Source organism: Georgenia sp. H159, assembly GCF_035607575.1.
In the GTDB taxonomy this organism is placed as follows: domain Bacteria; phylum Actinomycetota; class Actinomycetes; order Actinomycetales; family Actinomycetaceae; genus Oceanitalea.
This window is the reverse complement of sequence record NZ_JAYDZY010000013.1, coordinates 28,189-41,495: the sequence shown is the minus strand read 5'-3', so window position 1 is coordinate 41,495 and position 13,307 is coordinate 28,189. Positions and strand designations below refer to the sequence as shown.

At 73.8% G+C, this 13,307-nt stretch carries 12 protein-coding genes; 8 read left to right on the top strand and 4 right to left on the bottom strand.

Annotated elements, in window-relative coordinates; genetic code table 11:
* Positions 1–23 precede the first annotated feature (23 nt).
* Both VR894_RS16045 and VR894_RS16040 read left to right on the top strand, forming a co-directional pair.
* Positions 24–830, top strand: coding sequence for an endonuclease/exonuclease/phosphatase family protein (locus tag VR894_RS16045; RefSeq protein ID WP_324653264.1), 807 nt, complete (start codon positions 24–26; stop codon positions 828–830).
* Positions 831–882: 52 nt separating this feature from the next.
* Complete coding sequence (locus tag VR894_RS16040; RefSeq protein WP_324653146.1) at positions 883–1,944, top strand: hypothetical protein; 1,062 nt, start codon at positions 883–885, stop codon at positions 1,942–1,944.
* A 155-nt stretch (positions 1,945–2,099) separates the two neighbouring features.
* Here the strand turns inward: VR894_RS16040 and VR894_RS16035 are convergent, their stop codons facing one another.
* Together VR894_RS16035 and VR894_RS16030 are read right to left on the bottom strand one after the other, a co-directional pair.
* Positions 2,100–2,672 carry a biotin transporter BioY gene (locus VR894_RS16035; RefSeq protein ID WP_324653144.1) on the bottom strand — a complete coding sequence of 191 codons (573 nt, stop codon included), beginning with the start codon at positions 2,670–2,672 and terminating at the stop codon, positions 2,100–2,102.
* A 101-nt stretch (positions 2,673–2,773) separates the two neighbouring features.
* On the bottom strand, positions 2,774–3,010 hold the full coding sequence (locus VR894_RS16030) for an RNA-binding S4 domain-containing protein (protein WP_324653142.1): 237 nt from the start codon (positions 3,008–3,010) through the stop codon (positions 2,774–2,776).
* 61 nt (positions 3,011–3,071) lie between these two features.
* On the opposite strand from VR894_RS16030, the gene hisD reads away from it, so the two are divergent.
* Together hisD and VR894_RS16020 are read left to right on the top strand one after the other, a co-directional pair.
* Positions 3,072–4,400, top strand: a complete 1,329-nt coding sequence (gene hisD / locus VR894_RS16025) for a histidinol dehydrogenase (protein WP_324653140.1) — start codon at positions 3,072–3,074, stop codon at positions 4,398–4,400.
* A gap of 64 nt (positions 4,401–4,464) precedes the next feature.
* Positions 4,465–5,226: a SurA N-terminal domain-containing protein gene (locus VR894_RS16020; protein ID WP_324653139.1), complete on the top strand. Its 762-nt coding sequence runs from the start codon at positions 4,465–4,467 to the stop codon at positions 5,224–5,226.
* 6 nt (positions 5,227–5,232) lie between these two features.
* Here VR894_RS16020 and VR894_RS16015 read toward each other — a convergent pair whose 3' ends face one another.
* Positions 5,233–6,702 (bottom strand): gluconokinase, encoded by a 1,470-nt coding sequence (locus VR894_RS16015; RefSeq protein ID WP_324653137.1) that lies wholly within the window; start codon positions 6,700–6,702, stop codon positions 5,233–5,235.
* A 44-nt stretch (positions 6,703–6,746) separates the two neighbouring features.
* Positions 6,747–8,963, bottom strand: coding sequence for a RecQ family ATP-dependent DNA helicase (locus VR894_RS16010; RefSeq protein ID WP_416380856.1), 2,217 nt, complete (start codon positions 8,961–8,963; stop codon positions 6,747–6,749).
* 367 nt (positions 8,964–9,330) lie between these two features.
* Between VR894_RS16010 and VR894_RS16005 the strand changes: the two genes are divergently transcribed.
* The 4 genes from VR894_RS16005 to VR894_RS15990 all read left to right on the top strand — a co-directional run bounded on the left by VR894_RS16005 (position 9,331) and on the right by VR894_RS15990 (position 13,259).
* Positions 9,331–10,314 carry an ABC transporter substrate-binding protein gene (locus tag VR894_RS16005; protein ID WP_324653133.1) on the top strand — a complete coding sequence of 328 codons (984 nt, stop codon included), beginning with the start codon at positions 9,331–9,333 and terminating at the stop codon, positions 10,312–10,314.
* 71 nt (positions 10,315–10,385) lie between these two features.
* Positions 10,386–11,516 carry an ABC transporter permease gene (locus tag VR894_RS16000; RefSeq protein WP_324653131.1) on the top strand — a complete coding sequence of 377 codons (1,131 nt, stop codon included), beginning with the start codon at positions 10,386–10,388 and terminating at the stop codon, positions 11,514–11,516.
* Positions 11,503–12,504 (top strand): iron chelate uptake ABC transporter family permease subunit, encoded by a 1,002-nt coding sequence (locus tag VR894_RS15995; protein ID WP_324653129.1) that lies wholly within the window; start codon positions 11,503–11,505, stop codon positions 12,502–12,504. Before VR894_RS16000 ends, VR894_RS15995 begins: the two co-directional genes overlap by 14 nt.
* Positions 12,501–13,259: an ABC transporter ATP-binding protein gene (locus VR894_RS15990; protein ID WP_324653127.1), complete on the top strand. Its 759-nt coding sequence runs from the start codon at positions 12,501–12,503 to the stop codon at positions 13,257–13,259. Before VR894_RS15995 ends, VR894_RS15990 begins: the two co-directional genes overlap by 4 nt.
* The last annotated feature ends 48 nt before the right edge of the window (positions 13,260–13,307 follow it).

The window sequence follows — 13,307 nt, the reverse complement described above, 5'->3', positions numbered from 1 at the left end:
TCAGTACAGTTCGTGGCGTGGCCATGGCAGGAGGACCGACGTCGCCGGGTCGCACGCGCCTGACGACGTGGAACGTCTTCCACGGGCGCAGCCTCGACGACGGGCGGGTGGACGCCGGCCGGCTCGCCGCGGCGGTCGCCTCGCTGGGGACCGACGTGCTCGCCCTCCAGGAGGTGGACCGCGGGCAGGACCGCTCCGCGGGCCTGGACGTCACGGCGGTCGCGGCCGAGGCGATGGGGGCGACCCACTGGCGGTTCGTCCCGACGGTGATCGGCAGCCCGGGGTTCAGCTGGCGTGCCGCGACGGCGGAGGACGCCGACGCGCGGTCCGACGCCTACGGCGTCGCCCTGCTCTCCCGGTTCCCGGTGGACTCCTGGCACGTGCTGCGTCTCCCGCCGGCACCGTTCGTGCGGCTCCCGGTCCCCGTGCCGGGTGCGGGCGTCGCGCTGTGGCTGCGTGACGAGCCACGCGTGGTGCTGGCGGGGCGGGTGCGCACGCCGGCGGGCCCGCTGACCGTGGCCTCGACCCACCTGTCCTTCGTCCCCGGGATGAACGTCGTCCAGCTCCGCCGGGCCGTGGCCTGGCTGCGCACGCTGCCCGGACCGACCGTGCTCCTCGGTGACCTCAACCTGCCGCCCGCCGTCGCCGGGCGGGCCTCGGGCCTCGACGTCCTCGCCCGGGCCGTGAGCTACCCGGCGCAGCGACCCCGGCTGCAGCTCGACCACGCCCTCGGCGACGGCCGGCTGCCGCGGGTGCGCCGCTCCTGGGTGTGCCGGGCGGCGGTGTCGGACCACCTCGCGCTCGGCGTCGACCTGGACAACCGCGAGTAGGCGAGGGGCCGCGCCCGTCCCGCCGGCTGCCGGCCGGGCCTACTGTGGTCCGATGTCCCAGATCCTCGCCGGCCCGCGGGGCCGGCGGCTGTGCCTCGAGCTCGCCCTCGCCATGGCCGACGACGACGGCGGGGGCTCGGCGCTGCGCAGTGCGGTCTTTGACGCGAGCCACCACCTCGACCCGGGCGGCTCGCGCGCCCTGTTCGGCTGGAGCGTCCCCGACCCGCTGCCGCAGCCGGCGCCCGCGGACGTCGCCCGCCTCGTCGACGCGCTGCCGCTGGGGGAGCCGGACGAGCGTGCGGTGCTCCACGCGCTGGCCGCCGCCGTCGACAGCGCGCGCTACTGGCAGGAGCCGGACGGCGAGGACGTCCTCGCCGGGACGCCGGAGGTGAGCGCCGCACTGGAGCGCGTCGCCGCGCACGTGCTCGCCTCCGCCGCGGCGAGCTGGTGGGCGGCGTCCCTGCGCCACGACGACCAGTGGGTGGTCACCTTCGACACGGGGGCACAGCGGTCCGGCGGGACGGCGGCCGAGGTGCTCGGCCGATGGGTCGAGCGCACCCGCGAGGACGAGGCAGCAGCCCGGCGGGACACCCCTCGCGACCCCCGGGCGCCCTACAGCGGCACCTGGTGGTCGCGGCCACTGGGGCTGGCACAGACGACGGGCAGCGTCGGGACGGCCGGCCCGGCGGGGCTGTGGCTGGTCGAGGACGCGTTCGGCTGGGAGCGGGCGGTGGTCCGGCGGGTCGCGGTCCCGACCGACGCGCGAGTGCACGAGATCGACGGGCTCGACGCCTGGATCGAGCTGTGCCGGCGCCACCCGCTCGACGTCACCGCCTCCCGCCGGCACGACTGGTTCCGCACCACGGGGCAGGACCACGAGTGGGTCGTGCCCGACTGGTCGCGGGTCGCCGAGGACGTCGACGCCGTCCATCTCACCCTCGCCGGCTACCTCGCCGCCGCGGGCCGCGCCGGGCACCTCGGGGACGGCCGGTGGACCGTTCTCGCGGGGTGGGACCCGGACGCGACCGTGTGGCTCACGGACCTGCCGGGCAGCGGGGGTCGCGAGGAGACGTGGCTCCGGGACCACGACGGTGACTGGTCGGCTGCCTCATGAGGGCCGACGACCCGAGCGGCTCGTGACACCACCGCAGGACCGTGTCACGACGAGCCAGGAGTGGGGCGACCCGTGTCACGCGGCGAGCGTGCCCCGGCCCGGACGTCCGGCCGGGCGACGGCGGACGCCGGGCTGCCGGCGGGACAGGTCGGGCGTCAGGACCTCGGCGTGCGGCCCATGAGACGCCAGGCGGCGGGGAGCAGCCCGGAGGCCGCGGCTGCCTTGAGGGCGTCACCGAGGAGGAAGGGCAGCACACCGAGGACGAGCGCCTCACCGAGACCGACACCGAGGCTCACCATGAGCCACGGGACACCGCCGACGTACACGGCCGTGGTCGCCAGGAGCGCGGCACCGAGCATGGACAGCGGCCGGCGGTCGGCGCGGCGGCGCGCCAGCGCGCCGACGAGGCCGGCGGCCAGCACGTACCCGAGGATGTAGCCGAAGGACGCCGCGTGCCAGCCCGAGGTCTGCTCGGCGAACCACGGCACCCCGGCGACGCCGGCGGCGAGGTAGAGGAGCATGCTCAGCGTGCCGCGCAGCGGGCCGAGGGAGGCCCCCACGAGCAGTACCGCGAAGGTGCCGAGGGACAGCGGCACCGGGGTGAACGGCAGCGGCACGACCACCTGGGAGAGCACGCCGGTGAGGACGGCGCCGCCGGCGACGAGCGAGGCGTCCCGCACGAGTCCGGCGGGCAGGGAGTCGGCGAGCACGGGGGTCGTCACGGTCATGACTGCACCTTTCATCGGGAACAGGGACACGCTAGCGAGCGGCGGTGAGGGGCCGTGGTGCTGCCCTCGACAGATTCGGCCCCGCCCGTCTGTCGTGGTCGTCAGCCGACGACGGCGGTGAGCGGGCCGGTCGGCAGGCTCACCTCGACCCGGGCGCCGCGCGCGAGCTGGCGACCGCGGCGGGTCTCGACGACGCCGTCGACCGTCACCTCGCCGTCGGCGATGAGCTCACGTGCCTGCGCGCCGGACTCCGCGAGCGACGCCAGCTTGAGGAACTGTCCCAGCCGGATCTCGCCGTCGACCGGGACGACGTTGTCGGTACCCATGGCACCGATCATGCCTCCTCCTGGGCCGGACGTCGCACACACCTCTCTGCCGGCCCGCCGTACGATCGGGGGCATGCTCAGGCGAATCGACCTCCGTGGTACCGACCTGTCCGCACGCGAGCTCGCGCAGGTGCTGCCGCGGGCCACGCTCGACGTCGAGGCCGCGACGGCCCGGGTGCTGCCGATCATCCAGGACGTCCGCGACCGTGGTGCCGCCGCGCTGCGTGACCTCGCCGAGCGTTTCGACGGCGTCCGCCCGGAGCACCTGCTGGTGCCGGCACCTGCGCTGCGGGACGCACTGGACCGTCTCGACCCGCAGGTGCGCGAGGCCCTGGAGCTGTCGATCGCGCACAACCGCGCCGGTCACGAGGCGCAGCTCCCCACCGAGCGCGACACCGAGGTCCTGCCCGGTGGTCACGTGCGTCAGCGCTGGGTCCCCGTGGCCCGCGTCGGCCTGTACGTGCCGGGCGGCCTGGCGGTCTACCCCTCGAGCGTCGTGATGAACGTCGTGGCGGCCCAGGTGGCCGGCGTCGGGTCGCTCGCCGTCGCCAGCCCGCCGCAGCAGGCCTTCGGCGGGCTGCCCCACCCGACCATCCTCGCGGCCTGTGCGCTCCTCGGGGTGGAGGAGGTCTACGCCGTCGGCGGGGCGCAGGCGGTCGCCATGTTCGCCTACGGCGCCGTCGGCGAGGACGGGACCCCGGACGGTGAGCGGCTCTGCGAGCCCGTCGACGTCGTCACGGGCCCGGGCAACATCTACGTCGCCGCCGCCAAGCGCGCCGTCATGGGGCGCGTCGGCATCGACGCGGAGGCCGGCACGACGGAGATCGCCGTGCTCGCCGACGCCGGCGCGGACCCGCGCTACGTCGCGGCCGACCTCATCTCCCAGGCCGAGCACGATCCCGCGGCGGCCTCGGTGCTCGTCACGGACAGCCCCGGGCTGGCCGACGCCGTCGACGCCGAGATCGAGCGCCAGGCCGCGACGACGACGCACGCCGAGCGCGTCCGCACCGCCCTCGGCGGCGCCCAGTCCGGCACCGTGCTCGTCACCGACCTCGACCAGGGGGTCGCGGTGTGCGACGCGTACGGTGCGGAGCACCTGGAGGTCCAGACCGCCGACGCGGCCGCCGTCGCCGGGCGGATCCGCAACGCCGGGGCCATCTTCGTCGGGCCCTACAGCCCGGTGCCGCTCGGGGACTACCTCGCCGGCTCGAACCACGTCCTGCCGACGGGCGGGACGGCACGCTTCGCCTCCGGGCTCAGCGTCATGGCCTTCCTCAAGCCCGTCCAGGTCATCGAGTACGACGACGCGGCCCTGCGCAAGGTCGCCGACCCGCTCCGCGCCCTCGCGCTGTCCGAGGACCTGCCCGCACACGCCGACGCCGTCGACCTGCGTCTGACCTGAGGACTTGCGCGGCCTGCTGTGCGGCGCGCACGCTGGGGTCTCGTCTTTCGGAAGAGGAACCCCTATGCGAACCAAGGTTGCCGTGGCGACCGCTGCCGTCCTGCTCGCCCTCGTGGGCTGCAGCACGGGCGACGACGACGCCGCCGACCCGACCGGGGAGAGCTCCTCACCGGCCACCGAGGAGACCGCGCCGGCAGACGCGGCCCCCACCCCGCCGGAGCCGGACCTCGAGGGCGTCCCCGACGTCGTCGCGGAGGTCAACGGCGTGGAGATCACCCGTGAGGAGTTCGTCCGCGTCTACGAGAGCCAGCTCCAGCAGGCCGCCATGCAGGCGCAGATGACGGGGGAGGAGCCGGACCAGGCGACGCTCAAGCAGCAGACCGCCGAGGGCCTCGTCGACACCGAGCTGCTGCTCGCCGAGGCCGAGGCGAGGTCGATCGCACCGACCCAGGAGGAGCTCGACGCCGCCGCCGAGGACATTGCCGCGTCCTCCGGTCTCGGCTCCGCGGACGAGCTGTTCGCGGCGCTCGAGGAGCAGGGGCTGGGCCGTGAGGAGGCCGAGGTGGAGCTGCGGCAGCAGACGGCCCTGGAGCAGCTCTTCGCCGCCGAGGCGGGGGAGTTCAGCGCCTCGGAGGAGGAGCTGCGCGCGCTCTACGACTCAGCCGTCGCCCAGGGCGGCGGGGGCGAGGACGCCGAGGTGCCCGCGTTCGAGGAGGTCCGCCCCCAGCTGGAGCAGCAGCTCCAGCAGCAGCACCGCAACGAGGCCGCGATGGGGCTGCTCGAGCAGCTGCGCGCGGACGCGGAGATCTCCTACCACCTCGAGTAGGCGTCCTCAGGAGACGGTCGCCCGGTAGAGCCGGGTGAAGCGCTCGGTCCGCTCGGCGTAGTAGTCGGCCCGGGCGGGCACCGGCTCCACGGTCGGCGCGGTCGTCGGTGCCGCGCGCTCGACCCCTGGCGCCACCGTGTCCAGGGCGAGCAGCGCGGTGCCGTGGAGCGTCGAGCGCCTGATCGTCACGGGCGTCACCGGCACGCCCGTGACGTCGGCGAGGAGCTGGAGCAGCTGGGGAAGGGCCTGGCTCATCCGGCCGCTCGCCAGGATCGCCGTCGGGCGCGGGGCGACCCGCGTCAGCTCCTCGACCACCCGTCCGTAGCTCAGGGCCACGCCCTCGAGCATCCCGCGCGCGAGGCTCTCCGGGGTGCTGGCGGCCGAGACACCGTCGAGGACGGCCCGGGCGCCGGCGGCCCAGCCCGTGCTGCGCTCGCCGCTGAGGAAGGGCAGCACCATGGGGGTCGCGGGGTCGGGGTCGGCGGCGAGGACGCCGTCGAGGTCGACCCCGTCGAGCCGCAGCGTGGACTCGAGCCAGCCGACCGCCCGCCCGACGTCGTTGAGCGCGCCACCGAGCAGCGCGTTCGCCCCGTCCACGCGGTAGCACCACAGGCCCGGCGGCATCGTCGGCATGTCCGCCGGCACGCGCACGCGGACCGCACCGCTCGTGGCGAAGCTCGCGACGACGGTGTCGGGGGTGCTCGCCCCGGTCCCGATGTTCGCGGCGTAGCCGTCGGCGACGACGGCGAACCAGGCCGCCCCCTCCAGTGCCGGCCACCGCGAGGTGGTGCCGCCGATCGGCTGGTCGGGGTGGTGGACGGGGGACAGCGAGTCGGCGCCGATGCCCGCCACACCCAGCATGTGGTCGTCCCAGGTGCCGGTCCGGCGGTCGAGCAGACCGGTCCACGCGGCGGCCGCCGTGCCGACGGCGGTCCGGCCGGTCAGCCGCAGCGCGAGGAACTCCCCGAGGGAGAGCCACCGCGTGACCTCGGCGACCACGTCGGGCTGCGTCTCGCGCAGCCACCGCAGCCGGGCCGGCAGGTAGCTGGAGTGGAGCCGGCACCCGGTGCGCTGCTGAACGTCCGTCTCGTCGAGCTCCCGGCGCAGTGCGGCGACCTGCGGCGCGCACCGCGAGTCGGCGTAGGTGAAGCACGGCGTGCGGGGCACCGCAGCGTCGTCGACACCGACGAGCGAGGACGCGAAGGTGTCGAGCGCGACCCCGGCGATCCGTCCCACGAGCGTGCGCCGGGCGACGGCGTCGATGATCTGCTCGACCTCGGTGAGCACCTGCTCGGGGTCGATGACCGAGGTGCCGTCGACCGCCGTCGTGAAGGCGTGGGGCACCTTGTGCTTGTGGCCCCTGACCGGCAGGCCACGCGCGTCGTACAGGCCGCCGCGGCTGGCGGTGGACCCCACGTCGACGCCGAGCACGAGCGGGTCGAGGGCGTCGGCGAGGTCGACGGTGAACTCGGGCATGGGAACCTCCCGGTCGGCGGCTCGTCGATCGTAGTGCGGGCGCCTCAGCGCTGCGCGAGCACGAAGGGGTGGACCGCCGCCGCCCCCGCCTGGCGGAGCAGCCGCGCCGCGACGGTGAGCGTCCACCCGGAGTCGGTGACGTCGTCGACGAGCAGCACCGACCGGCCCGCCAGTCCCGCACGGGCCGCCTCGTCGAGCTCCAGGCGCAGGCGCTGGTGGACGCCGGCGAGTCGGGTGGCGGAGTTGACGTCGTGCCGTCCCGGGGGACGGGCGGGGTCCGGGGAGACGGCGCCGACCAGCGGGACCTGCGCGAGGTGGGAGACACCGCGTGCGAGGTGGGTGAGCAGCTGCGGCCGGGTGGCCGAGGCGATGACGACGACGCCGTCGACGCCTCCGGCAGCGAGGGCCGTGAGCTGGTCGGACAGCACCCGCTCGACCGCGCCACGCAGGGCCACCGGGAGCTCGCCGTCGTGGCCACCGCGGGCCTCCCGCGCCGGCTCCCGGCCGGGGGCGGGCTCGAGCATCTCGCGCAGCGCGGCGGACCAGCCGAGCCCGTCGAGGCGCGCGACCGCGCGCCCCACCGCGGCCTGCTCCTCGGCCGGGATGCGTCCCGTGAGCGGGACACCGACGGTCGACATGCCCGTGGGCCACTGCCGGCGCGCGGTGACGTCGACGCCGGGGCGGTCGAGGGCCGCGCGGGTCTGCTGCAGCCGAGACTCGTCCACGCTCGGGTCGAGCTCGAGCCCGCCGCACAGGTCGCAGCGGCCGCAGCGCCAGCCGGGCTGCAGGTCCGGGTCGGACAGCTGCGCGCGCAGGAACGCCATCCGGCACTCGCCCGCACCCAGGCCGACGTACTCCACCATCGCCTGCTGCTCGCGCTCGCGGGCGGCGTCGACGCGGGCGTAGCGCGCGGCGTCGTACTCCCACGGCCGCCCCGTGGCCCGCCAGCCGCCCGCGACGCGCTCCACGGCGCCGTCGACGTCGAGAACCTTGAGCATCGTCTCCAGCCGGGTGCGTCGCAGGTCGACGAGCGGCTCGAGGCGGGCGGTGGACAGCGGTGCGTCGCCGAGCGTCGCGAGGACCTCGCGCACCGCGGGCTCCGGCGGGAAGGCGAGCGAGCCGAAGTACGCCCAGATGTCGCGGTCCTCCGGGCCGGGCAGGAGGACGACGTCGGCCCGGTCGACCCCGCGGCCGGCGCGCCCGACCTGCTGGTAGTAGGCGATGGGGGAGGACGGCGCGCCGAGGTGGACGACGAAGGCGAGGTCGGGCTTGTCGAAGCCCATGCCGAGCGCCGAGGTGGCGACCAGCGCCCGCAGGCGGTTGGCGCGGAGGTCCTCCTCGAGCTGCTCGCGCCGTGCCGGCTCGGTGCGCCCGGTGTAGGACTGCACCTCCAGCCCCGCACCCCGCAGCTGCTCGGCGACCTGCTCGGCCTGGGCGACGGTGAGCGTGTAGACGATGCCGGAGCCGTTCCAGGCCGCCACCCGCTCGGCGAGCCAGGCCACCCGCTGCGCCTGGTCGCGCAGCTGCACGACCCCGAGGTGGAGGGAGTCCCTGTCGAGCGACCCGCGCAGGACGAGGACGTCGGCGTGCTCACCGGTGCCGAGCTGCTCGGCGACGTCGGCGCTGACCCTGTCGTTGGCGGTGGCCGTCGTCGCCAGGACGGGAACGCCGGGCGGCAGGTCCTCGAGCAGCGTCCGGATCCGGCGGTAGTCCGGACGGAAGTCGTGGCCCCAGTCGGAGATGCAGTGCGCCTCGTCGACGACGACGAGCCCCGCCGTCCCCGCGAGGGCGGGGAGGACCTCGGTCCGGAAGGCGGGGTTGTTCAGCCGCTCCGGGGAGCAGAGGACGACGTCCACCTCGCCGGCGGCGATCGCGGCGTGCACTGCGTCCCACTCGGTGACGTTCGCGGAGTTGATCGTCACCGCCCGGATCCCCGCCCGCGCCGCGGCGGCGATCTGGTCACGCATGAGGGCGAGCAGCGGCGAGACGATGACGGTGGGGCCTGCGGGCGGGCGTCCGTCGACCCCGGCCCGCAGCAGGGCGGTGGCCACGAAGTAGACCGCCGACTTCCCCCAGCCCGTGCGCTGCACGACGAGGGCGCGGCGCCGGTGGACCACGAGCGTCTCGATCGCCCGCCACTGGTCCTCCCGCAGCCGCGCGTCCGCGCGGCCCACGAGTGCCTGGAGCGCTGCCTGTGCGCGGTCCTGCGTCGTCCTGCCCTGCGGTGTCTCCACATCGCCTCCCGGCACCCACGGTCCCATGTCGCACCGACACCCGCGGCACCGGTCGGCCCGCGGGACGGAGGTGACGGACGTCCGTCTGCACCTCCCTCGTCCGCGGCCCACCGAGGGGCCACCGATGGTCGAGGTGGCGACCACGGCCGCCCGCCCGCCCGGCGCAGGCAGTGAACTACGTCACACGCGCAGGATTTCCGCAACGTCGGCGGCGCGCGGCGGAACCGCGCAACGCCGCGCCTCACCCGGGTGTGGGCGCATTTAATTACGCAACACCGGTTGCACCTAATTGGTCCGAGGGGCTTGTAGGTAAGGCTCACCTAAGCCTTAGATTGACCCCATCAGGTCCGAAGGCGCCTCGGCCTGTTCCCGCCTCATCGACTGAAGGACGCACATGAGCATCGCTTCCCCCCTCCGCCGCCCGGTGCGGCTGGCCGGCGCCGCGGCAGTCGCCCTGCTGGCCCTCTCCGCGTGCGGCGAGACCGGCGGAGCAGCAGACGCCGACGCAGCTCCCGCCTCCGGCGCCGAGGTCACCATCGAGACGAACAACGGTGAGATGACCGTTCCGCAGGACCCCGAGCGCGTCGTCGTGCTCGACAACACCGCGATGGAGACGGTCCGCGACCTCGGTGTCGCGCCGGTCGCCGTGCCCAAGCAGCTCCTCCCCTCGGTCGGCTTCGCGGAGTGGCTCGAGGACGACGCGATCCTGGACGTCGGCACCCACCGTGAGCCGAACCTGGAGATCATCAACGAGGCCGAGCCGGACCTCATCATCGGCGGCTACCGCTTCGAGGAGTACACCGAGGACCTCTCCGACATCGCCCCCGTCGTCGACGTCGCCCCCGACGACGAGCGGTACGTCGAGTCCCTCAAGGAGCAGACGACGACGCTCGGTGAGATCTTCGCCGCGGAGGACGTGGCGGCCCAGCTCGTCGCCGACCTCGAGTCCGCGGTCGAGGAGGCCGCCGCCGCCACGGACGGGCAGAGCGTCTTTCTCGCGGTGAGCTCCGGCGGCAAGATCGACAACGGCGCGGGCCGGATCGGGCGCCTGCTCGAGCCGCTCGACCTTGTCGACGTGTTCGCCGGCGAGGACCTCGACGACGAGTCGGTGCACCAGGACTCCGGCCTCGCTCCCGAGACCGTCGCCCAGGCGGACCCGGACTGGCTCATCGTGCTCGACCGCGACGCCGCGACCGCCACCGGCGAGGAGACCACCCCCGCGCGCCAGATCATCGAGGCGCAGGAGGCGTGGGCCGACCTCGACTTCATGACCGAGGACCGGATCATCGTCCTGGACAAGGACTTCTACAAGCGAGAGGGCATCGCGGCCTACACCGAGGCCTTCACCCAGATCGCCGAGGCGTTCGACGCCCGATGAGCACCCACGTCGTCCGCGAGGTGCCCGGCCGTGCCGGGCGCCTCGCGGCGGCGTCCTTCCCAGGAGACGTCATGAGCTCAGCAACCCAGGAGCGCCGCCTCACCCTCGGCGCACCGGTGACGGTGCCGTGGACCTCGGGCGGGTTCGTCACGGCGGCGCAGCGGCGCGAGCGCGCGGCGAGCGTCGTCGTGGACGAGCCCGCGCAGGAGGCGCTGCCCCGCCGGGCCGTGCCCACGTGGGCACGGCGTCTGCTGCTCGGGCTCGCGGCGACCGCGACGGTCGCCCTCGTCGGTGCCTCGCTCATGGTCGGCGGCTACGACATCTCCCTCCAGGGGCTGCTCACCGACCCCGCCCAGCGGGAGATGTTCCTCATCTCGCGCGTCCCGCGGACCCTGGCCCTCATCTTCGCCGCCGTGGCGATGAGCTTCTCCGGGGTCATCATGCAGATGATCACGCAGAACAAGTTCGTCGAGCCCTCCACGGCCGGGACGAGCCAGTGGGCTGGCCTCGGCGTGCTCGCCACCCTCATCGTCGTGCCCGGCGCCCCGCCGATGCTCAAGATGCTCATCGCCACCGCCTTCGCCTTCGTCGGCACGATGGTCTTCCTCGGGGTGCTGCGGCGCGTGGCGGTGCGGTCCTCGATCATCGTGCCCCTCGTCGGCATCATGCTCGGCGCCGTCGTCGGCGCGATCACCACCTTCCTCGCGGGGAACTTCGACCTCCTGCAGTCGATGTCCTCCTGGCGCTCGGGCGGCTTCTCCAGCGTCGTGCGCGGGTTCTACGAGCCGCTGTGGGCCGTGGTCGTCATCGCCCTGCTCACCTGGCTGCTCGCCAGCCGTTTCACCATCGCCGGCCTCGGCAAGGACGTGGCCACCAGCGTCGGGATGCGCTACGAGCACGTCGTGATCCTCGGTACCGCGATGGTCGCGCTGTCGACCGGCGTGACGAGCGTCGTCGTCGGCTTCATCCCGTTCCTCGGTCTCGTCGTGCCGAACATCGTGTCCATGGTCATGGGCGACGACATGCACAAGAACCTGCCGTGGGTCGCCGTGCTCGGTGTCGGGCTGCTCATGGCCTGCGACCTGGTCGGCCGCGTCGTCGTGGCCCCGATGGAGCTCCCGGCCTCGGTCATCCTCGGTGCCGTCGGTGCCGTCGTGTTCATCACGCTCGTCGTGCGCCAGCGGCGTCATGTCAGTGCGTGACCTGCACGCCGGGCCGAGCCCGGCGGCCACCCGCGGCGAGGGCTCGCCCCGCACCCGCCTGGTCGTCCTCGGCGTCGTGCTCGCCGTGGCGATCGCGTGCTTCCTCACCCTGTTCGTCCGCGGGTCCTTTGACTTCGCGCTGCCCCGGCGGGCCACCATGCTCGGCGCGATGGCCGTCGCCGCCTTCGCCCAGGGTGTGGGCACCGTCGTCTTCCACACGGTGACGCAGAACCGCATCCTCACGCCGTCGATCATGGGCTTCGACTCGCTGTACACGCTTATGCAGACGCTGCTCGTGTGGTTCTTCGGCGGCGCCGTCATCGCCGAGACCGACGGCCTGCCCAAGCTGCTCGCCCAGACGGCCCTCATGGTCGCCTTCGCCACCATCCTCTACCGGTGGCTCTTCTCCGGGCGCTTCGGGAGCCTGTACCTCCTCCTGCTCGTCGGCGTCGTCCTGGGGATGGCCTTCGACTCGCTGTCGACGTTCCTCCAGCGGCTGCTCAACCCGACCGACTACGACATGCTCTCCGTCCAGCTCTTCGGCCGGCTCAGCGGGGTGGACGACACCTACCTCCCGCTCGCCTTCGTCGTGTGCGGCGCGGTCGGCGTGATCTTCTGGCGACGGCGCCACACCCTGGACGCCCTGCTGCTGGGACGCGAGACGGCGCTGAGCATCGGGGTCGACCACAAGCGCGAGCTCACGGTCATGCTCGTCCTCATCGCGGTGCTCGTCGCGTTCTCGACGGCGCTCGTCGGACCGATGACCTTCTTCGGCTTCCTCGTCGCGACCCTGGCCTACCAGGTGACCGGCAGCTACCGGCACGAGCTTGTCATGCCGATGGCCTTCCTGCTGGGCATGCTCACCCTCGTCGGCGGGCAGTTCGTCATGCAGCACATCTTCTACGCCGGCGGCTTCCTCACGGTCGTCATCGAGTTCGTCGGCGGCATCACGTTCCTGTACTTCCTGCTGCGAAAGGGCTCGCTGTGATCGAGCTGGACGAGGTCACCAAGTCCTACGAGCGCACCCGGGTGCTCGGGCCGGTGACCGGCACCATCGACAAGGGCGGCATCACCGCCCTCGTCGGCGCGAACGGGGCGGGGAAGTCGACCCTGCTGACGATCATCGGACGGCTGCTCGACCCCACGAGCGGCGGGGTGCAGGTGGCGGGCATGGATGTGCAGCGCACGAGGTCGGGGGACCTCGCCACCCAGCTGTCGATCCTGCGGCAGGAGAACCACGTGACCGCCCGGCTGCGGGTCCGCGAGCTCGTCGCCTTCGGCCGGTTCCCGCACAGCAAGGGCCGCCCCACCCCCGAGTGCCGCGCCGCCGTCGACGACGCGATCAGCTTCCTCGGTCTGGACGACCTCGCCGACCGCTTCCTCGACCAGCTCTCCGGCGGCCAGCGGCAGCGCGCCTACGTCGCGATGGTGCTCGCGCAGGACACCGAGTACATCCTGCTCGACGAGCCGCTCAACAACCTCGACATGAAGCACGCCGTGCTCATGATGAAGCAGCTGCGCCGCGCCGCCGACGAGCTCGGCAAGACGATCGTCGTCGTCCTCCACGACCTCAACTTCGCTGCGGCCTACGCCGACCGCATCATCGCGCTGCGCGACGGTGAGGTGCTCCACGCCGGCTCCGTCGAGGAGATCATGCAGGACGACATCCTCACCGAGGTCTTCGACACCGCCGTCCGGGTCTACGACATCGAGGGCCGGCGCACCGCCGTCTACGCGATGTAGCCACCTCCGGGCCCCGTGCCTCGGGTGTGGACCTGTGGACCGCTGCGG

What these genes read in the sequence shown, in the direction of transcription:
- VR894_RS16045 (WP_324653264.1), top strand. Translation starts at nt 24, where the DNA reads ATGGCAGGAGGACCGACGTCGCCGGGTCGCACGCGCCTGACGACGTGG.
- VR894_RS16040 (WP_324653146.1), top strand. Translation starts at nt 883, where the DNA reads ATGTCCCAGATCCTCGCCGGCCCGCGGGGCCGGCGGCTGTGCCTCGAG.
- VR894_RS16035 (WP_324653144.1), bottom strand. Translation starts at nt 2,672, where the DNA reads ATGACCGTGACGACCCCCGTGCTCGCCGACTCCCTGCCCGCCGGACTC.
- VR894_RS16030 (WP_324653142.1), bottom strand. Translation starts at nt 3,010, where the DNA reads ATGATCGGTGCCATGGGTACCGACAACGTCGTCCCGGTCGACGGCGAG.
- hisD (WP_324653140.1), top strand. Translation starts at nt 3,072, where the DNA reads ATGCTCAGGCGAATCGACCTCCGTGGTACCGACCTGTCCGCACGCGAG.
- VR894_RS16020 (WP_324653139.1), top strand. Translation starts at nt 4,465, where the DNA reads ATGCGAACCAAGGTTGCCGTGGCGACCGCTGCCGTCCTGCTCGCCCTC.
- VR894_RS16015 (WP_324653137.1), bottom strand. Translation starts at nt 6,702, where the DNA reads ATGCCCGAGTTCACCGTCGACCTCGCCGACGCCCTCGACCCGCTCGTG.
- VR894_RS16010 (WP_416380856.1), bottom strand. Translation starts at nt 8,963, where the DNA reads ATGGGACCGTGGGTGCCGGGAGGCGATGTGGAGACACCGCAGGGCAGG.
- VR894_RS16005 (WP_324653133.1), top strand. Translation starts at nt 9,331, where the DNA reads ATGAGCATCGCTTCCCCCCTCCGCCGCCCGGTGCGGCTGGCCGGCGCC.
- VR894_RS16000 (WP_324653131.1), top strand. Translation starts at nt 10,386, where the DNA reads ATGAGCTCAGCAACCCAGGAGCGCCGCCTCACCCTCGGCGCACCGGTG.
- VR894_RS15995 (WP_324653129.1), top strand. Translation starts at nt 11,503, where the DNA reads ATGTCAGTGCGTGACCTGCACGCCGGGCCGAGCCCGGCGGCCACCCGC.